This window comes from Agrobacterium tumefaciens (assembly GCF_017726655.1).
GTDB lineage: Bacteria > Pseudomonadota > Alphaproteobacteria > Rhizobiales > Rhizobiaceae > Agrobacterium > Agrobacterium tumefaciens_B.
Genome location: NZ_CP072308.1, coordinates 1,569,225 through 1,587,436, shown reverse-complemented (window position 1 = coordinate 1,587,436; position 18,212 = coordinate 1,569,225). Strand labels below are relative to the sequence as shown.

Sequence of the window (18,212 nt, the reverse complement as noted above, 5' to 3'; positions counted from 1 at the left end):
CTTAATCGAAAATTTTTTCAATTGCGCAGGTGAGCGTATAAACAAAAACCGCGCCTTTCGGCGCGGTTGATGGTTCCGATTGTATGCTACCGATTAACGGAAGAGCGTCAGGATGCTCTGCGAGTCGCTGTTGGCAATAGACAGGGCCTGAACGCCGAGCTGCTGCTGCGTCTGCAGAGCCTTGAGGCGGGTGGACTCTTCGTTCATGTCGGCGTCGACGAGACGGCCAACACCCTTGGTGATCGAGTCGGACAGCTTGGAAGCGAAATCTTCCTGCAGGCCGATACGCATGGAGAGCGAGCCGAGCTTTGCTTCAGCGCTGGTCATGGCCTTCAACGCGTTTTCAACCATCGTCAGAGCTTCGGCCATGTTGGTGGCGCGGTCAGCGGCTGCGTACTGGGTGATGTCGAGCGTGTAAACGGACTGGGCGGCGACCGTCGTGAATGAACCGGTCGTGCCGAGGATGCCAGCAGTGCCAGGGACGCCCGTTGCGGTGTTGATCGAATCGAACAGAACGTTGCCGGCGGCCGAGGTGTCGAGAGCATATTTTGTGGTCGTGACGGCCACGGCGCCGCCGGACGAGCGAACGAAACCGGCAACAACCGACTTGTCAGGGTCTGTGCCAGGGGCTGCCGCGCCGAGGGTTGCCGCGCCAACCAGCCAGTTTTCGCCGTAGAAGGACGCGCCCTGGGCAATCGATACGAGCTGCTTCTGCAGCTGGCCGATTTCTTCCTGAACCTTGGTGCGGTCAACGCCTTCTTCGGTCGCCGTAACCAGCTTTGCCTTGATTTCCTTGACGACGTCGATCGCAGCGTTCATGCCGGCAGAAGCGGTGTCAACCTTGGCGGCGCCGAGGCCGAGCGCGTCGGAAACAGCGGAAAGCGCCATGTTGTCGGAGCGCATGGTGGTCGCGATGGACCAGTAGGCAGCGTTGTCAGCAGCTTCGCCAACGCGAAGGCCGGAGGAAACGTGTGCCTGGGTGGTTTCCATGTTCTGGCCGATAGAGCGCAGGGTCTGGAGCGCAGACATTGCTGCGACATTCGTGATAATGCTCGTCATAGTAGTGTGCCCCTTGAATGGCTGATTAAAGAAGGGACATTCCGGTTTCACCGGGAACGGTGCGCAGCATCATGCTTGCTAACTGGCTGATTTTTAACGTTAGCTCACCGTTTCGATGAGCATTAGGTAACGCGGGTTTGGTTAATGAATCGATAAACGGCAAAAGAAATTCAGCAGCAGCAATATTTAAAATGCAACTCTTGCGCGCGCACGCGCGTAACCTCAAATGTTTAAAAAAAAGATAAGGCCGCACCCGTTTCAGGATGCGGCCTCATGCATGCATCGGGTCCGGTTCAGCCTTCCGGACCTTTATGCCTTCTATCTCATCTGCGTTCGGTCAGCCCCCGATTGCCTCTGAGAAGAAATCTGTCCCCCAGCCCCCAAGGGCTATGAGAAGCGCGGCTCTTAACGGAAGAGCGACAGGATGCTCTGCGAGTCGCTATTGGCGATCGAGAGAGCCTGGATTGCCAGCTGCTGCTGCGTCTGCAGAGCCTTCAGCTTGGTGGACTCTTCGTTCATGTCGGCGTCGACCAGACGACCAATGCCCTTTTCGAGAGCGTCACCCAGCTTGTCGGCGAAGCTCTGCTGCAGGTCGATGCGAGCAGAGATCGAACCAAGGTTGGATGCAGATGTCTGCATTGCCTTGAGAGCCGTTTCCACGGTGGTCAGGTCGGCGGCAAGGTCGGTGGACGTCGAAACGTTGATCGCGATGGTGTTTGCCAGCAGGCCACCCGTGCCGGCGCCCGTTGCCGGGTCGACGCTGTCGAAAAGCGGAGCGGTGGTGTAGGATGCGGTCGTAACCTTGACGCCGGCCGTATCACGGACGAAGCCCGAAACGACGGTCTTGGCGCCCGCGGTGCCGACCAGCCAGTTTTCGCCGTTGAAGGAAGCGCCGTTGGCAACGCTTGCCAGCTGAAGGTTCAACTGGTTCAGTTCTTCCTGAACCTTTGCCTTGTCAACGCCCTGTTCGGTGGCGGTAACGAGCTTGCTCTTGATTTCGGTGACGACCTTGATTGCGGCATCCATGCCGGCATAAGCCGTATCGACCTTCGCGGCGCCGAGCCCGAGAGCGTCCTGGGCAGCGCTGATAGCGCCCTTATCCGAACGCATGGTCGTTGCGATGGACCAGTAAGCGGCGTTGTCCTTGGCGGCGCCGACGCGCATGCCCGTGGAAATGCGATCCTGCGTCGTGGACATGTCGCTGGAGATGGAGCGCAGCGTCTGGAGAGCGGACATCGCCGAAGCGTTAGTGAGAATGCTTGCCATAATAAATGTGTCCCTTTGTTTTTACGAGATACTGGAGTGGGGACATACCGGGCTTTGTATTACCGGTCGCAACGTTTCGGCTTCATGCCACTCGGTTCAGAAATACTCAGTTTCAGAAACCAAACCCGCTGCGTGTGATTGGAATTTCGCAGCGAAAAATTGCCCAATTATTAATTTGAACGTCCAGAAATAGTGGAGTGTACTTATGGTTACTACTGGATTTATTGAATTGGTAAATTTTTAATCCAGATATATAGTTACCACTCGCTTAGCAAAAATGGTAAACAAAAGCTCAAAACGCGAAAACCCCGCGGCCGTGGGCACGCGGGGTTAAAAAACAGGGTTAACGGGTGTCAAACCGGCACAGGCGTCGTCAGTTGAACGATCTGACGAGACTGCCGACAAGCAGGTTCCAGCCGTCGATCAGCACGAAGAAAAGAATCTTGAACGGCAGGGAGATGGAGGTGGGCGGCAGCATCATCATACCCATGGCCATGGTGATGGTCGCGACGATGAGGTCAATGACCAGGAATGGCAGGATGATGAGGAAACCGATCTCGAAACCGCGCCTGATCTCCGACAGCATGAAGGCCGGAACCAGCACGCGATAATCGACGACGTTGTCGGTCATCACGTCCTGACCGCGTTCGCGCGCGATATCGACGAAGAGCTTCAAATCCTTGTCACGCGTGTTGGCGTTCATGAAGGTACGGAAGGGCTCGGCAATGCGCTGCACGGCCTGCTGCTCGTTGATCTGGTTCTGCAACAGCGGCTGCACGCCATCAGTCCAGGCTTTATCGAAGGTGGGGGACATGACGTAGAAGGTCATGAACATCGCCATCGACAGCAGAATCATGTTTGACGGGGTCGATGCCAGCCCCATGCCGGAGCGCAGGATCGAGAAGGCGATCACGAAGCGCGGAAAGCTCGTGACCATGATCAGGATGCCCGGAGCAATCGACAGAACCGTCAGAAGGCCGAAGGTGCGGATAATCCATGCCGCGACCGAACCGTCCACCTGTGTATTAAACAGCTCGGACGGAAATTGCTGGGCACTGGCAAGGCCCGGCAAGGCGAGGAGGACGGCGATGGTTACAAGAAATCGAATCATTCGATGACAAAGGTCCGGAACATGACCTTGGATACGCGCCCTTGAGAGCGCAGGTCAACTCGTTCCTGGATGTCATCCTTAAGATATTGAAAGCCGCGCGGGCCTTCCAGCTGCTGAAGGGAAACGGTGCGCACATAGGCCAGGATATCCTGATGGATATCCTCCGCCAGCGCTACTTCCACCGGCCCCTTGAACATCAGCGCCACTTCCAGCCGCACCCAGTTGGTCGCGGGATAGGCAAGGTTGGTGGTGATGGGATCGAGCTGGACAATGCCGTTCGCCTCGGCGGCGATTTTCTCGATCCCTTCGCCCTTCGTCTCCCCGTGGCCGCCGGCGGTGGCAGACGCATGCGCCTGCGCGCCCGCAGTCTTCGGGGCAATCATCCCGCCCACAACCCAGCCGCCGCCCGCACCCAGAACGGTGAGGATCGCAAGGCCAGCGATGGTCATGACCATCGAGGAGGATTTTTTCTTACCCTCTGCCTGTTCGTTTTCCATGCGTCAGTCCCGTTCCCGTGTGCCGGCGTCAGAGTGGCGAGAACAGGTCGACGACCTGCTGCCCGACCGGAGGCTGCTGCACTTCCGTCAGACGGCCACGGCCGCCGTAGGAGATGCGCGCTTCGGCGATACGCTCGTAGGAGATCATGTTCTGCGCATCGACATCCTGCGGCCGCACGATACCGCCCACGTTCAGGATGCGGATTTCGTGGTTCACACGCACTTCCTGAGAGCCGCTGATGATGAGGTTGCCGTTTTCAAGAATGCCTGTCACGACGGCAGCGACGAGCAGCGTCAGCTTTTCGGAGCGCTTGGTCTTGCCCTTGGCTTGCGTGTCGGTGTCTGAACCGTACTTGATGCTGGAATCAGCCTGCGGGTTCCAGCCGAATATTTCCGCCTTTGCCTTCCAGTTCAGACCACTCGCATTGGTGCGGTTGCGCTCGGTTTCGTTGTCGAAATCGGCCTTGTCGTTGATCTGGATGTTGACGGTCAGGATGTCGCCGATGTTCAGCGCACGCAGGTCCTTGAAGAGCGCGCCCTGGCTGTCGCTCCAAAGCGAATAGCCGCTCGCCATGTGCTTCGGCTGCTTGGGATACATGCCCATCTGCGGAGTCTGGCTGAATTGCAGGCCGCTGCCGATCGGACTCATCGCGGGTGCGTTACCGATTTCTTTCAGGGTCTGGTTGTTCTGGCAGCCGGCGAGCAGGGCAAGCGGCAGGAGGAGGGCCGGAAGACGACGCGTGCTCATGAGGGATCCTTCGAAGTGTTTTTATCGATCGCCTGCGACATGATGCCAGCGACGGTGGCGGCCTTCTGTGCGTCCATCTCGCTGAGGATGAGACCGGACTGACGCGGCGGCAGCTGCATGATGATGGCGGCCGCAATTTCCACATGCATCTTTTCGAGCTGCGGTGCTGCGGCGTCCGCCTTCATCGTCTTATAAATGTCGACGAGATTGCTTTTTGCCTGGTTGAGGAAGTGCTCGCGACGCGCCAGCCAGTCCTCATATTCGGCCTTACGGTTTTCCAGCACGGCAATGCGCTCGTTGACGTCGGACTGAAGCTTTTCAAGCTCCTGCTTCTGCATCAGGTAACGCTGGTCGCGGGCCGCATCGGCGATGTTGGTGCAGAATTTCTGGATTTCGTCCTGCGTGCTGAGTTCCGAGACCACATTCTGCTGGCTCTCGGCACCGGCAGCAGGCAGCAGGAAAAGCAGCGACGCCACCGCTGCAAAGCGGACGAGGCCATTCGAAAATACGTTTCTCTTCTGAGCGTCCATCATTGCAGCACGAGCTCCGCCTGAAGGGCGCCGGCGGATTTGATGCCTTGCAGGATGGCGATGATACCATCCGCCTTGAGCCCGATGCTGTTGAGACCGGCAACCAGGGTGCGAAGATCGGGACCTTCGACGATGGCGACCTTGCTGCCTTCCTGCATGGCCATGATATCCGTCTGGGGCTGAACGGCGGTCTGGCCGCGCGAGAAGGGCGCGGGCTGAATGACCTGCGGCGATTCCGTCACCTGGACAGTCAGCGTTCCATAGCTGACGGCGACACGGGAAATGCGCACATCCGCGCCGATAACGATGGTGCCGGTACGTTCGTTGATCACGACCTTGGCGGGGGTATCGGTCTCTACCGTCAGATTTTCGATTTCCGCCATCAGTCGCGTCAGGTCGGCGGTGCGCGGCTTCTGCACCGCGATCTCCTGCGAATCCCGCGGTTCGGCAATGCCATCGCCGTAACGGGCGCGGGCAAAGGCGTTGACTACATCGGCGACCCGCACCGCCGTTGAAAAATCCGGGTTGCGCAGTTGCAGGACCAGATTGACCGAATCCTTGAACTTCGATGGCAGCTCGCGCTCGATGATCGCGCCATTCGGCACGCGGGCGGACGTCGTGACGCCCTGCGTCAGCGTTGCTGCATCTCCCTGGGCTGAAAAGCCGTTGACGATCAGCGCGCCTTGCGCGACCGCGTAAATCTGCCCGTCCGCGCCGGAAAGCGACGTCATGATGAGGTTGCCGCCACGCAACGAAGAGGCGTCGCCGAGCGAACTCACTGTCACGTCGACGCGGCTACCTGGGCTGGCGAAGGGTGGCAGATTGGCCGTCACCATTACGGCTGCGATGTTCTTTGCGTTCGACTGCCCGCCCTGTGTCGTGATGCCGAGATTTTGCAGCATCGCGCGCATGGACTGTTCGGTAAACGGCGAGGAGCGCAGGCTGTCGCCGGTGCCCTGCAGGCCGACCACGAGACCGTAGCCGATCAGCTGGTTGTCACGCCCCGCCTGCAGCGATGCGATATCCTTGATGCGGGAGGTGTCGGCCTGGGCTGGTGGCGTCGAGAGGAATGGCTGTGCCGAAAACAGGATGGCCGCAGCGAAGATACGAAGCACTTTCATTTCGCCATCACCTGAATGGTTCCATCCTTCATGACCGTGCCGCTGACCATCACGCCGGAATCGATGTTGCGTACCCTGACGACTTCGCCGAGCGAGCCGTCTGTCATCGGCGTTCCCGAGGCCATCAGCGTCATGTTGCCGATGGTGAAGACGAGTTTGACGCTGGTGCCGCGCGTAACCAGCGAGGGTTCGCGCAGGGCGGCAACGGGAATCGTGCGTCCGGGAAGCAGGGTCTGCTTGGAGATCATGCCCTCGACTTCGCTGATGTCGCTCGCGTAACCTGAGGAAATATTGGGATTGGTCACTTCAACTGGCTTCACCTGATCGGACGAAATTGTCTCGCCCGGATAGATGGTCCGCGTTGGAACCAGTGCCATCGGCGCCTGTGCGAGGGCAGGGGCCAGGGCCCCCAGCGAAAAGGCAGACGCCAGACACATACGGACGAGCGCCGTTCTGTAACTGTTATTGTTCCGGCCAAACCTCATGTTCGCCTGCCTTTCCGTTCTTACTTCAGGTTCTTGCTGACAATCGAAGCCATTTCGTCAGCTGTGGTGATGACCTTGGAATTCATCTCATAGGCGCGCTGCGCCGTGATGAGGTCGGTGATTTCTTTGACGGCATCGACGTTCGAGCCTTCGAGATAGGACTGCTTGATGTAGCCGTAGCTCGGATCGTCGGGCACGCCGACGACCGCATCGCCCGACGCCGGCGTCTGGGCGAAGAGGTTGTCGCCGAGCGGCTTCAGGCCGGCTTCGTTGGCGAAATTGGCGATGGTGAGCTGGCCGAGCTCGGTGAAGTCGGTAGCGTTGCCGATGCGAGCCGTCACCTGACCCGTGCGGGTTACGGTAATATCCTGTGCGTCGGTCGGGATGTTGATGTTCGGGATGACGTTATAGCCGTCGACTGTCACCAGATTGCCGTTGGCATTCTTGTTGAAGGAGCCGGCGCGGCTGTAGAGCGTCGAACCGTCGGCCGCCTCGATCTGGAACCAGCCCTGTCCGATGATCGCGACATCGAGCTTGTTGCCGGTCTCGATCAGATTGCCCTGGGTGTGGATGTTGCGCACCGCAGAAGTCTGAACGCCGAGGCCGATATTCGCGCCCTCAGGTACGATCGCCTGGTTGGCGCGGTTGGGCACGCCCTGCATGCGCTCGGTCTGGTAGAGAAGATCGGTGAACTCCGCACGCGCGCGCTTGTAGCCGGTGGTGTTGATGTTGGCGATGTTGTTGGCGATGACTTCCAGATTGGTCTGCTGGGCGTCCATACCGGTGGCAGCGATGGCAAGAGCTCTCATGTCAATATTCCTGCTGGGCTAGATCTGCATCTTGGTAATGTCGAGATAGGCCGACACGATCTTGTCTCGGAGCGCGATGGCGGTCTGTAGCGATTGTTCTGCCGACAGCATGGCATCGACGACTTCACGCGTATTCGCCTTGCCCTGAATGCCTTCGAACGAAGCCACTTCGGCCTTTTTGAGGTTGTTCATCGCGTCGACGGAGACGTTGCTGAGAACGCTTGCGAAGCTCTGGCCGGTCTGCTGGGCAGGCGTCGTCTGCTCGCTGCCGAAAATATTGTCGGTGAGCGAGGAAACGCTGCCGGCGCCGCGCGTCAGCGAAAGGGAGCCGAGTTGTTTGATGCCGTCGATCATTGCGATGCCTTCAGAAGGTCGATGGTGGAAGCGACGAGGTCGCGTGTCTGGCGGATGACCTGAAGATTGGCGTCGTATGTGCGGTTTGCCTCACGCATATCGGCCATTTCGATCAGGATGTTGACGTTCGGCATCTTCACCATGCCGTTGCTGTCGGCGGCCGGGTTGCCGGGATCGTATTCATGGGCGAAATCACCGCGGTCGACGCCAAGCTTCTTCACGGTCACGCGCTCCACGCCGCTCACGCGGTCGAGCTCTGAACCGAAAGTGACGGTCTTGCGGCGATAGGGGTCTGCGCCGGGGGTATCTCCGGTCGATCTTGCGTTGGCGATGTTTTCGGAGACGATGCGCAGTCGTGTGGACTGAACTTCCAGGCCGCTGCCCGCGATCTTGCTCGCCGCACTCAAGGGATCCATGGTTTACCTCTTAACCGTCATCAGCATCATGCGATGGAAGGATTTGACGAGATTGGCGTTCAGGTCGTACTGCCGCTTGATCTCGCCCGTCTTGGTCATTTCTTCCGCAAGAGCGACCGAGTTGCCGGATTCCTGCATGCCGATCTCGTTGTTGACCGGGTTGTCGCGCACGGCGATGTTGTCGCTGAGCGTGCTTTCGCCGAAGTGGGCCGGATTGGTTCTCGCCATGCCGACCTGCTGGCTGGTGGCCTGCATCACCGCCTCGAAGGGGCTGACGTCCTTGGCGCGGAACTTGGGCGTATTGGCATTGGCGATGTTGGTCGCCACGACTTCCTGGCGCACGCTCAGCCATTCCGCTTGGCGGGATGCCAGTTCGAACAGTTGAATCGGTTGCATAGACTTCTCCATCTCGTATGGCCCGAACCTAAGGGGCTAATCTTGCGTCAGACTTGCGAGGAGAGATGAGGCGGGGCGAGAAGCCGAAAAGCGCTGATTGAAGTCGATTGAAATATCAAAAGGCGTGTCCGATACCAGACACGCCCTGAAGCATTGCAACAGATGAAAACCGTGCCGAAGTCATCCCCCAGCTTGACCAGAGGATCCATAAGCCACTGAAATCGATGTATCTTCGAGATAAGCCCGAGGATGACCGACTTGGGCCAAGAGTTTTCGCCAAGCCTTGAGTGCGCGCCCGAAGACGTCTGTAAGCCCGGTAGACGACGGCTATTTTTCCGGACGATAAGTCTTCCCGGAAGACGTTTCTATCAGCCATTCGCCGTCGCGCTGCTCGATCTTCGTCAGTAAGGCGTTGTCCGGCAGTGTCGATCCGACCCTGACCATATACATGCCGGATCCGTCCTCGATCAGCGCCCGGCCATTGGAAACGTGCAACAGGCGGAAGGACGTCTGGCCGGGGAAGGGCTGCTCCTCGACCCCGGCAGCCAGATCGTTCTGCTTTTCCTTGCCGCCCGCACTGACGGTCGCCGTCGTCAGCATGTCGGGCAGCTCCGCCGGCGGCGGGGTGTCTTCCTTGTTGCGGTTGGTCATGGCCATGGGCGAGACGCTGAAGACTTCCCGCGGGCCGGTATGGGGCAGATCGCGGGTGCGGTCGCCGCCTGCCACCTTCAGCCCAAACTTTTCCTCGTTGAAGAAGACATACCAGGGAAAGAAGGCTGCTGCGGCGGCGAGCGTGATGCCGGTCCAGGCGAGGAGGCGGTCCGGCGTGAAGAAGGCGGGCTTCGTGATCGCGCCGTCGTCGCGGCCATCCTTGTTCCGTTTTTTCGTCACGGCGTCAGCCTCTCATTCTCGGGGTTACCTGCGGCTGACCGTTCTGCGCGCCGTTCCGCAGGGCGGTGGCGAGATCAGCATAGGCATCCTGTGCCGCCGGTTCGCTCGGCAGCTGCTTCAGTGTTTCGTAGATGATCGGAACCTGCTTCACGGCCATGTCGAGATCGGGATCGGTGCCCGGCCGGTATCCGCCGATGAGGCGCAGGTCGCGGGTCTCCTCGAAGCGATGGACCAGCGCCTTGAGGCGCGAGACCAGCTTCTCCTGATCCGGCGTCCAGGCTTTTTTGGCGAGACGCGAAATAGAGGCGAGCGGATTGATCGGCGGATAACGGCCTTCCTCGGCGAGGCTGCGGTCGAGCACGATATGGCCATCGAGAATACCGCGGGTCGAATCGGCAATCGGATCATTGTGATTGTCACCATCGACCAGAATGGAAACGATGGCGGTGATGGTGCCGGTGCCTTCGGCGCCCGGGCCTGCCCGCTCGAGAAGACGCGGCAGCTCAGTGAAAACAGAAGCGGGATAACCGCGCGCCACGGGCGGCTCGCCCGAAGCGACCGCCACTTCGCGGATGGCGTGGGCAAAGCGTGTCACGCTGTCGATGATGAGAAGAACGTTGTCGCCCTGATCGCGGAAATGCTCGGCGATGGTTACCGCGGAAAGGGGCGCCATCTTGCGCAGCATCGGGCTTTCATCGCTCGTTGCGACAACGGCAATCGACTTGCTCATGTTCTCGCCCATCGTATCTTCGATGAACTCACGGACCTCGCGTCCGCGCTCGCCGACCAGCGCGATCACCACCTTGTCGAAGGCATCGGCCTTTGCAAGCATGGAAAGCAGGGTGGATTTGCCGACGCCCGAGCCGGCAAAGATGCCCAGGCGCTGGCCGAGGCACAGCGGCGAGAAAATATCGATAGCGCGGACACCCGTCTTGAAAGGCGTCTCCACGCGCTTGCGCGTCATTGAAGGGGGTGCGTTGTTGGAGATCGAACGGCGTTCGATGCCGGGCGCGAGCGGTCCCTGGCCGTCGATCGGCTCGCCGAGCGCGTTGATGGTGCGGCCGCACCAGCTGTCGTCGGGCGCGACGCGGAAAGCGCCCTTGCGGATGACGGTGTCGTGAATGCCGATCGGTTCGCCAGGCTCGATAGGGCAGACGTAACAGATATCCGGCTCCACGCGCACGACTTCGCCGAGGTGAATGCCGGTCGCGCTGCGGTGGGCGACAAATTCTCCAAGCCGCACATGCCGTGAAAGGCCCGATACCGTGTAGTGCCCGGCGGCGATGGTGCGGACATGGCCACCATGCGCCACCGAAAATTCCGGATCGGCATAATGTGCCGCCAGCCCCGCCAGCTGCGCGAGCTTCGGCGAAATGGCGTCAGCCGAGAGCATGGATTCCGGCATTGTCATTCGTCAGTTCCTTAACGCGCGCCGCCGAGCGTCTTGATGCCCTCACCGAAGGTCGATTCCGTATCGCGCATCAGCGAGGAAATGCTTTCAAAGGCGCGGTTGACCTGGATGAGCTGCGTCATCTGAGAAATGCCGTTGACGTTGGACTGCTCAAGATAGCCCTGAACGACGCCGACTTCATGATTGTTGACCACCGGAACCGGTTGGGCGACCGGCTTCACACCACTATTGGGGTGCCGTAGGAAACCTTGAGAAAAATCCGCCTGGAAAATGCCAAGCGAAGCGACGGTAGCGTCATTCTGTCGGATTGCTCCATCAAGGCCGACGGTGATCGGGCCGCCATTCGGATTAAGGCGGATCGGACCGCCGCCGGCGTCGAGGACGGGATAACCGCTGGACGAGATCAGCGCACCATCTGGACGCATGGTGAAGCGGCCGTCACGGGTGAGGATCTGGCCATCGGGCGTATCCAGCGAGAACCAGGCGTCGCCCTTGATCGCGAAATCGAAGGAATTGCCGGTCTGCTCGAAAGCGCCCTGACGGGTGGAGAGATAGTCGTTGCCCTGCGATACGAAAGCGACCTTGGCGTTCATGTCATTGTGGTTCTTGGCGATCATCTCGTCGAATTTAACTTCGGAGCCGCGAAAGCCGACCGTGTTCACATTCGCCATATTGTCGGAAATGGTGGTGAGACGGCGCTCCAGCGCGATCTGCGATGACAGGGCGACGTATAGTCCGGATTGCATATCATTTGCCTCCGAGTTTCAGGGAGTTGATGGAGATCAGCAGGTCGGGAGAAATGCCGTAGCCGCTGGAGGAGCCGAAAACGGCCAATGGGTCGTAGGTCGTCGAGGGATTTTGCATTTCCCACATGATGGTGAAGCGCTCGAGCAACTTGCCCACCTTTTCAGGATCCTGCAGATCCTTGATGTTGATACTTTTTTCGATCAGCGCCGCCTGTTTTTCGATATCGGACGCGGCAACGGCGTCGGGCAGGTTGAACGTCGTGCGGAACACCTGCGCCAGCGCATCATCAGCAAGGAAATCGAACCCCGATTTGATCGTTGGCGCCTTGCGCTCGAAATAGAGAGCGAGACGGACGCCGTTATTTTCGTCGCCCGCTTCCTGTTCCAACGTCTGGCGTGCGTATTTGCTGATAATGCCCGATTTTGCGGCTTCCATCGAGGTGGCCGCCGCACCGAGGCCCGCGAAGTCCAGTGATTTTGCAAGATCGGCGTAACGGCTGTCGGACAGCTTGTTGGCGAAGGCGTTCTTGTCGCTCGTGCCTTCGGTCAGCACCTTGCGGATAAAGGCCTTCGCGTAGGCCATATCTTCAAGGCCGTGGGCTTTCAGTGCATAATTGTAAAGACGTGTATCGGCCATGAAATCGTCGATGGATTTCACGTTGCCGATCTTTGAGCGGTAATATTCGGTCTCGCGCGCCACGTCTGGCTGCGTCGATACCCGCTCCAGCGATTTGCCGATATCCTGACTGATCAGTCTGTAACTGGTGTAGGTGGAAGTCACTGAACCGCCGCTCTGGTTTGATCCCGTTATCAAGGCGCACGTCCGCCTTTGTCGACATCATGCATCGGTTTGCTTGTGCGAAACTGGCTGCAGAAGGAGAGGGGCTCGGGGCTGGCCGACAGGTTCACGCAAGCCACATTTTCTAGACAGGGCGTCATGGAACACTGTTCGAGCGTGGTCGATCAATGAATATTGTAATTGGACTTATAATCACCTTCGGCTGCATCATCGGCGGCTATATGGCGATGGGCGGTCATCTCAACGTGCTGGTTCAGCCGTTCGAATTGATGATCATCGGCGGCGCCGGCCTTGGCGGCTTCATCATGGCAAACCCCATGAAGGTCGTGAAGGACTCGGGCAAGGCGCTCGGCGAGGCGTTCAAGCACTCGGTCCCGAAGGAGCGCAACTATCTCGACGTGCTCGGCGTGCTGTATTCGCTGATGCGCGACCTGCGCACAAAGTCGCGCAACGAGATCGAAGCGCATATCGACAATCCCGATGAGTCCTCCATCTTCCAGAGCGCGCCGTCGGTCCTGAAGAACAAGGAACTGACGTCGTTCATCTGCGATTATGTCCGCCTCATCATCATCGGCAATGCCCGCAGCCACGAAATCGAGGCGCTGATGGACGAGGAAATCGAGACCATCCTTCACGACAAGCTCAAGCCTTACCACGCGATTACGACCATGGGCGACTCCTTCCCCGCCATCGGTATCGTCGCGGCGGTTCTCGGCGTCATCAAAGCCATGGGCAAGATCAACGAATCGCCGGAGGTTCTCGGCGGCCTGATTGGCGCGGCCCTCGTCGGCACCATGCTCGGCATCATCCTGTCCTATTCGATCTGCAACCCGCTGGCATCGCAGGTGAAGATCGTCCGCACCAAGCAGCACCGCCTCTATATCATCGTCAAGCAGACGCTGATCGCCTACATGAACGGCTCGGTGCCGCAGGTTGCGTTGGAATACGGTCGCAAGACCATCTCCAACTACGAACGGCCGTCAATTGACGCCGTCGAGCAGGAGATGATGAACCCCGGCGGCGAAAACAAGGCGGCATGACCATGGCAAAAGCTGCAGCGCAGAAAGCTCCCGCCATCGACACGGCCTTGCTTGCGAAACTCACGGGCGGGCTCACCGACCGCAAGACGATCGCCAAGATCGGGCATGATATCGGCCATCTCTACAGCGAATTCCTGCCCGATATCTTCCACAGCGAAACGGGCATAGCGATCGAAGTCGAGTATATCGGGTCCGAATCGGGCTTGATGACGGATCTCATCGCCAATGTCGGGGACAATGTTGCGGTTGCCGATTGTTCGTTGCGCAACTGGTGCCCCAATTTCATGATGACTGTTGGCAATGGCTTCGTCATTGCACTCATGGAGCGCATGCTCGGCGCGGCTCCTGACAGTATCGGCGAGCCGGATGAACGCAGCCTTTCCCATATCGAGCTCGATCTGGCGGCCATGGTCCTTGGCCGCATCGGGGGTGTGCTACGGTCCGGTGTCAACGCCCCGGGCGGATTTGAGGCAACCATCGATCCGCCTTTCAATTCCAACGGCAAAAGCGCCTTCGATGAGATGATCGCCGGCGTTTATGGCGTGACCATCCGCATGAAAATCGATATCGGCAAGGTGTCGTCGGAATTCTCGCTGATCGTACCGCAGCGTCCCCTGCTCAAGACCTCCATCGTCGCTCCCAAGGCTTCTGCTCAGGCCTTGAAGAAGCAGGAAGAGTGGATGGAGATGATCTCTGAACAGGTCAAGCGATCGCAGGTCACGCTCGAGGCACGCATCAAGCTCGAGACGCTGACGCTGCGCACGATCTCGAAACTGGTGGCCGGCGATGTCATTCCGTTTCAGGCCATGACCCAGGACGATATCGGTGTTGAGGTCAGCGCCAACGGCTCCAAGCTCTATAATTGCGAATTCGGCAAGTCTGGCGACCGCTACATGGTTCGGGTCAAGAACAATGTCAGCACGGACGACGAGATCTTACGACATTTGATGGGTTAAAATCCTGACCGACCTTTCGGGGTTTGGGCAGGCTGACGCAAGTTTCAAAGGGAATAATCAGCGCATGGCTACGAAGAAAACACCCCTGACCGATGATGCGGCGTTGCCGTCGTTCGAAGACGGCGGCGACCTCGACCAGGCTATCGGCGATCTGCGTGGCGTCCTCAAGACGGATGCGGAAGGTTCGCTCTCCGATTTCGGCGACTTTGGCGATTTCGGGAGCACGGAGGAGGTTTCGACGGACACGGACCTTTCCGCCTTCGGCGGCGGAGCGGCCGATTTTGCGATGGACGATTTTGCTGCCGCCCCGCAGGTTGCGGGCGTCAAGGCACCGCTTGGCAGCGGCCTGTCGGAAAACATGGAAATGATCATGGACATTCCGATTGATGTCCAGATCGTTCTCGGCACCAGCAGAATGCTCGTTTCGGGGCTGATGAGCCTTGAGGAGGGCGCAACGATCGCGCTTGACCGCAAGATTGGCGAGCCGGTCGAAATCATGGTGAATGGCCGCCGTATTGCGCGCGGTGAAATAACGGTTTTGGAAGACGACGATACGCGCTTCGGCGTAAAATTGATTGAAGTATTAAGTACGAGAAAAGCCTGATCCCTGTGGGGACGGAGAGGAAAGACCATGATGGACTTCGAGGATTTCGGTAATCCCCTTGCGGGCAAGCCGTTGTCTCAGGCCGACAAGGCGGCCGCGGTGCTGCTTGCCATGGGCAAGGGTGTCGCCGGCAAGCTGCTGAAATTTTTCACGCAGCACGAATTGCAGATGATCATTTCCTCGGCGCAGACGCTCCGGGTCATTCCGCCGGACGAACTTGCGCAGATCGTGGCGGAGTTCGAAGACCTGTTCACAGAGGGAACGGGCCTGATGGACAATGCCAAGGCAATCGAGAGCATTCTCGAAGAGGGCCTGACCCCTGAAGAGGTGGACAGCCTTCTCGGTCGCCGTGCGGCCTTCCAGGCCTATGAAGCATCGATCTGGGATCGCCTCCAGGAAGCCGAGCCGGAATTCGTGAGCAAGTTCCTGTTGCGCGAGCATCCGCAGACCATCGCCTATATTCTTTCCATGCTGCCCTCATCCTTCGGCGCCAAGGTTCTCCTGACCATTCCGGAAGAGCAGCGCGCCGATATCATGAACCGCACCGTCAACATGAAGGAAGTCAGCCCGACGGCTGCCCAGATCATCGAGAAACGTGTGGTCAATCTCATCACCGAAATCGAGGCCGAGCGCAATGCCGGCGGTTCCACGAAGGTTGCGGACCTGATGAACGAACTGGAGAAGCCGCAGGTGGATACATTGCTGAGCTCGCTCGAGACGCTCAGCAAGGAAGCGGCCAACAAGGTCAAGCCAAAGATCTTCCTGTTCGACGATCTCATGTTCATGCCGCAGCGCAGCCGCGTCCTGCTGCTCAACGATGTTTCGGCCGATGTTCTGACGATGGCACTGCGTGGCGCCACGATGGAAATCAAGGAATGTGTGCTCTCCAGCATCAGCCCGCGCCAACGCCGCATGATCGAATCGGACCTCGCGGTTCCGCAGGCCTCGCTCAACACCCGCGAAGTGGCCATCGCCCGCCGCGCGGTGGCGCAGGAAGCAATCCGGCTGGCAAATTCCGGCCAGATCCAGCTGAAAGAAGCAGCGACCGAGGAGCAGTCGGCCGCAGCGTGAGCGGAAGCCGGTTGATAACCGGGTTTTACCGCGGAGCCGGCCATTGCGATGGCCGGTCCAGGGCGCTAGTTTCGGGATGACGGCCTGCCGGGAGCGGCGGGCCTTTTTTATTTCGGGAACGTGCCTTGGCAGACGATCAGGACAAGGACAGTAAAACAGAAGACCCGACGGAGAAAAAACTCCGTGATGCGGCGGAAAAGGGCAATCTGCCCTTTTCACGCGAGGTGCCGATTTTCGCCTCGTCACTTGCCTTCTACTGTTATCTTGTTTTTTTCCTGCCGGACGGCGCCGGCCGTCTCGGCGTCACGCTCAAAGACCTTTTCGGCCAGCCTGAGCAGTGGAACCTCAGCACCAGGCCGGATGCGCTGTCGCTGCTTTATTTTCTTGGCACGTCGATGGCCTATCTGCTGATGCCGGCGATGCTAATGTTCATCGTCTTCGGGCTGGCATCGTCGTTTCTCCAGAACCTGCCGTCGCCCGTGCTGGAAAGGGTGCGGCCGCAATGGTCGCGCGTCTCGCCCGCGAAAGGCTTCACGCGTATCTACAGCAAGCAGGGTTTCGTCGAATTCGGGAAATCCATTTTCAAGATCATGATCGTTGCGGTCATCATGTTCTTCGCCTTGCGGGGTGATTTTTACAGCCTCATCGATCTGATGTTTTCCGATCCGCAGGTTATTTTCGTAAGGGTGATCGAGATCGTCAAGAAGATGATGGTCGTCATCCTGCTTTCAACCGCCTTGCTTGCCGCCGTCGACGTTCTGTGGACACGCCATCACTGGTTTAGCCAGCTGAAAATGACGAAGCATGAGGTGAAGGAAGAATATAAGCAGTCGCAGGGCGACCCCGTGGTGAAATCACGCCAGCGTTCGATTGCCCGCGACCGTGCGCGCCGCCGCATGATCAACAATGTGCCGCGCGCAACGCTGGTCATTGCCAACCCCACCCACTTCGCGGTGGCGCTTCGTTATGTTCGTGAAGAAGGTGACGCCCCTGTCGTTGTCGCCAAGGGCCAGGACCTTATTGCATTGAAAATCCGCGAGATTGCGGAAGAGAACAATATCCCCGTTTTTGAGGACCCTCCGCTTGCACGCTCCATGTTTGCGCAAGTCTCGGTAGATAGTGTGATTCCACCAGTCTTTTACAAGGCTGTGGCTGAGCTCGTTCACCGGGTTTACGCCATGAAGTCATCGAAAATACGGGTTCAATAAAACCAATGAAAAAATCCGCCTATTCCGAACAGCGGGAAATGATCGTCGCAGAGGCGATCAACCCGATCGCCACCGAACTTCGATTGCTAGACCCGGCCGACCTGATCTCACTGCTCCGATTCGAGTGCTACGGTAGTATCGCCGACCTCGTTTCTTCCGCTGCCGAGCTTTATTATCATCCCGGCACAATCAATTTCGGTGCTGGCGGCGAATATAAGCTTGAATGGGAAGGTGCCCCGGAGATCGTTCTCGATCTTGAGCTGAAGCCGAAGGGCGCGACGGTTTATGCGCAGTTGACGCTGGCCAATCAGCACGCGGCGATCGAGATCAATCATGTCTCGTTTCAGAACCCCTCGGAAAACCCGGATGAAAACACCGAGTTTCTCCGCAGAAGCCTGACGGCCGCCCGATTCGTGTCTGCTCAGCAGGACGAAGCGGCGTAAACCGCCCACACTTAAAGCACCCCTTCATCTCCGTTGTGCCCTTTGAATCAGGGGCGCAGCGGTTTTTCCGTTGCGAATGAACCCGAGCTTGCCCCAAGCCTGCCGGTTTGTGCGAAAGCTGGCTGCGGGAGCGACGAACGCCTTGCAAATCAACCCCGATGTTTGTTACCAATCGCGTTAACGATTTGTTAACGAACGGCAGGTCGCGATGGCCCTTTCGTCATCGCCGATGTGCATGATGCTTCTGCTCG

At 58.7% G+C, this 18,212-nt stretch carries 22 protein-coding genes; 6 read left to right on the top strand and 16 right to left on the bottom strand.

Annotated features, from left to right (window positions below):
* Positions 1-93 precede the first annotated feature (93 nt).
* From AT6N2_RS07910 to AT6N2_RS07835, 16 genes are all read right to left on the bottom strand, one after another.
* Positions 94-1,059: a flagellin gene (locus AT6N2_RS07910; protein ID WP_209085394.1), complete on the bottom strand. Its 966-nt coding sequence runs from the start codon at positions 1,057-1,059 to the stop codon at positions 94-96.
* A 405-nt stretch (positions 1,060-1,464) separates the two neighbouring features.
* Positions 1,465-2,325: a flagellin gene (locus tag AT6N2_RS07905; RefSeq protein WP_063949692.1), complete on the bottom strand. Its 861-nt coding sequence runs from the start codon at positions 2,323-2,325 to the stop codon at positions 1,465-1,467.
* Between the two features lie 373 nt (positions 2,326-2,698).
* Positions 2,699-3,436, bottom strand: coding sequence for a flagellar type III secretion system pore protein FliP (fliP, locus tag AT6N2_RS07900; protein WP_063949693.1), 738 nt, complete (start codon positions 3,434-3,436; stop codon positions 2,699-2,701).
* Positions 3,433-3,933: a flagellar basal body-associated FliL family protein gene (locus tag AT6N2_RS07895; protein ID WP_144575865.1), complete on the bottom strand. Its 501-nt coding sequence runs from the start codon at positions 3,931-3,933 to the stop codon at positions 3,433-3,435. The genes fliP and AT6N2_RS07895 overlap by 4 nt, the downstream gene beginning before the upstream one ends.
* A 28-nt stretch (positions 3,934-3,961) precedes the next feature.
* Positions 3,962-4,681 (bottom strand): flagellar basal body L-ring protein FlgH, encoded by a 720-nt coding sequence (gene flgH / locus AT6N2_RS07890; protein ID WP_063949695.1) that lies wholly within the window; start codon positions 4,679-4,681, stop codon positions 3,962-3,964.
* Positions 4,678-5,214: a MotE family protein gene (locus tag AT6N2_RS07885; protein ID WP_063949696.1), complete on the bottom strand. Its 537-nt coding sequence runs from the start codon at positions 5,212-5,214 to the stop codon at positions 4,678-4,680. Before AT6N2_RS07885 ends, flgH begins: the two co-directional genes overlap by 4 nt.
* The gene (locus tag AT6N2_RS07880) at positions 5,211-6,332 is read right to left on the bottom strand and encodes a flagellar basal body P-ring protein FlgI (protein ID WP_209085391.1); all 1,122 of its coding nucleotides are present in this window, start codon (positions 6,330-6,332) and stop codon (positions 5,211-5,213) included. The genes AT6N2_RS07885 and AT6N2_RS07880 overlap by 4 nt, the downstream gene beginning before the upstream one ends.
* Positions 6,329-6,817: a flagellar basal body P-ring formation chaperone FlgA gene (gene flgA / locus AT6N2_RS07875; protein ID WP_209085388.1), complete on the bottom strand. Its 489-nt coding sequence runs from the start codon at positions 6,815-6,817 to the stop codon at positions 6,329-6,331. Before flgA ends, AT6N2_RS07880 begins: the two co-directional genes overlap by 4 nt.
* Positions 6,818-6,837: 20 nt before the next feature.
* Complete coding sequence (gene flgG / locus AT6N2_RS07870; protein ID WP_063949698.1) at positions 6,838-7,626, bottom strand: flagellar basal-body rod protein FlgG; 789 nt, start codon at positions 7,624-7,626, stop codon at positions 6,838-6,840.
* A gap of 18 nt (positions 7,627-7,644) precedes the next feature.
* Complete coding sequence (locus AT6N2_RS07865) at positions 7,645-7,980, bottom strand: flagellar hook-basal body complex protein FliE (RefSeq protein WP_063949699.1); 336 nt, start codon at positions 7,978-7,980, stop codon at positions 7,645-7,647.
* Entirely contained in the window at positions 7,977-8,396 is a 420-nt protein-coding gene (flgC, locus tag AT6N2_RS07860; protein WP_063949700.1) for a flagellar basal body rod protein FlgC, read from the bottom strand. The genes AT6N2_RS07865 and flgC overlap by 4 nt, the downstream gene beginning before the upstream one ends.
* A 3-nt stretch (positions 8,397-8,399) precedes the next feature.
* Positions 8,400-8,792, bottom strand: coding sequence for a flagellar basal body rod protein FlgB (gene flgB, locus AT6N2_RS07855; protein ID WP_144575859.1), 393 nt, complete (start codon positions 8,790-8,792; stop codon positions 8,400-8,402).
* Between the two features lie 327 nt (positions 8,793-9,119).
* Positions 9,120-9,683, bottom strand: coding sequence for a hypothetical protein (locus AT6N2_RS07850; protein WP_209085385.1), 564 nt, complete (start codon positions 9,681-9,683; stop codon positions 9,120-9,122).
* Between the two features lie 4 nt (positions 9,684-9,687).
* A complete protein-coding gene (fliI, locus tag AT6N2_RS07845) occupies positions 9,688-11,094 on the bottom strand; it encodes a flagellar protein export ATPase FliI (protein ID WP_077224843.1) in 1,407 nt (468 codons plus the stop codon).
* Positions 11,095-11,105: 11 nt separating this feature from the next.
* Positions 11,106-11,840: a flagellar basal-body rod protein FlgF gene (gene flgF / locus AT6N2_RS07840; protein ID WP_063949703.1), complete on the bottom strand. Its 735-nt coding sequence runs from the start codon at positions 11,838-11,840 to the stop codon at positions 11,106-11,108.
* 1 nt (position 11,841) lies between these two features.
* Entirely contained in the window at positions 11,842-12,621 is a 780-nt protein-coding gene (locus AT6N2_RS07835) for a DUF1217 domain-containing protein (RefSeq protein WP_209085383.1), read from the bottom strand.
* A 185-nt stretch (positions 12,622-12,806) separates the two neighbouring features.
* Here AT6N2_RS07835 and motA point away from each other — a divergent pair, with 185 nt between their 5' ends.
* The 6 genes from motA to AT6N2_RS07805 all read left to right on the top strand — a co-directional run bounded on the left by motA (position 12,807) and on the right by AT6N2_RS07805 (position 17,961).
* The gene (gene motA / locus AT6N2_RS07830; protein WP_063949705.1) at positions 12,807-13,679 is read left to right on the top strand and encodes a flagellar motor stator protein MotA; all 873 of its coding nucleotides are present in this window, start codon (positions 12,807-12,809) and stop codon (positions 13,677-13,679) included.
* Positions 13,676-14,635: a FliM/FliN family flagellar motor switch protein gene (locus tag AT6N2_RS07825; protein ID WP_063949706.1), complete on the top strand. Its 960-nt coding sequence runs from the start codon at positions 13,676-13,678 to the stop codon at positions 14,633-14,635. Before motA ends, AT6N2_RS07825 begins: the two co-directional genes overlap by 4 nt.
* Positions 14,636-14,699: 64 nt before the next feature.
* Positions 14,700-15,239 (top strand): flagellar motor switch protein FliN, encoded by a 540-nt coding sequence (gene fliN, locus AT6N2_RS07820; RefSeq protein ID WP_209085380.1) that lies wholly within the window; start codon positions 14,700-14,702, stop codon positions 15,237-15,239.
* 27 nt (positions 15,240-15,266) lie between these two features.
* Positions 15,267-16,310: a flagellar motor switch protein FliG gene (fliG, locus tag AT6N2_RS07815; protein ID WP_063949708.1), complete on the top strand. Its 1,044-nt coding sequence runs from the start codon at positions 15,267-15,269 to the stop codon at positions 16,308-16,310.
* Between the two features lie 125 nt (positions 16,311-16,435).
* Positions 16,436-17,518, top strand: a complete 1,083-nt coding sequence (gene flhB / locus AT6N2_RS07810; RefSeq protein WP_144575855.1) for a flagellar biosynthesis protein FlhB — start codon at positions 16,436-16,438, stop codon at positions 17,516-17,518.
* A 5-nt stretch (positions 17,519-17,523) separates the two neighbouring features.
* The gene (locus AT6N2_RS07805; RefSeq protein WP_063949710.1) at positions 17,524-17,961 is read left to right on the top strand and encodes a hypothetical protein; all 438 of its coding nucleotides are present in this window, start codon (positions 17,524-17,526) and stop codon (positions 17,959-17,961) included.
* Positions 17,962-18,212 lie beyond the last annotated feature (251 nt).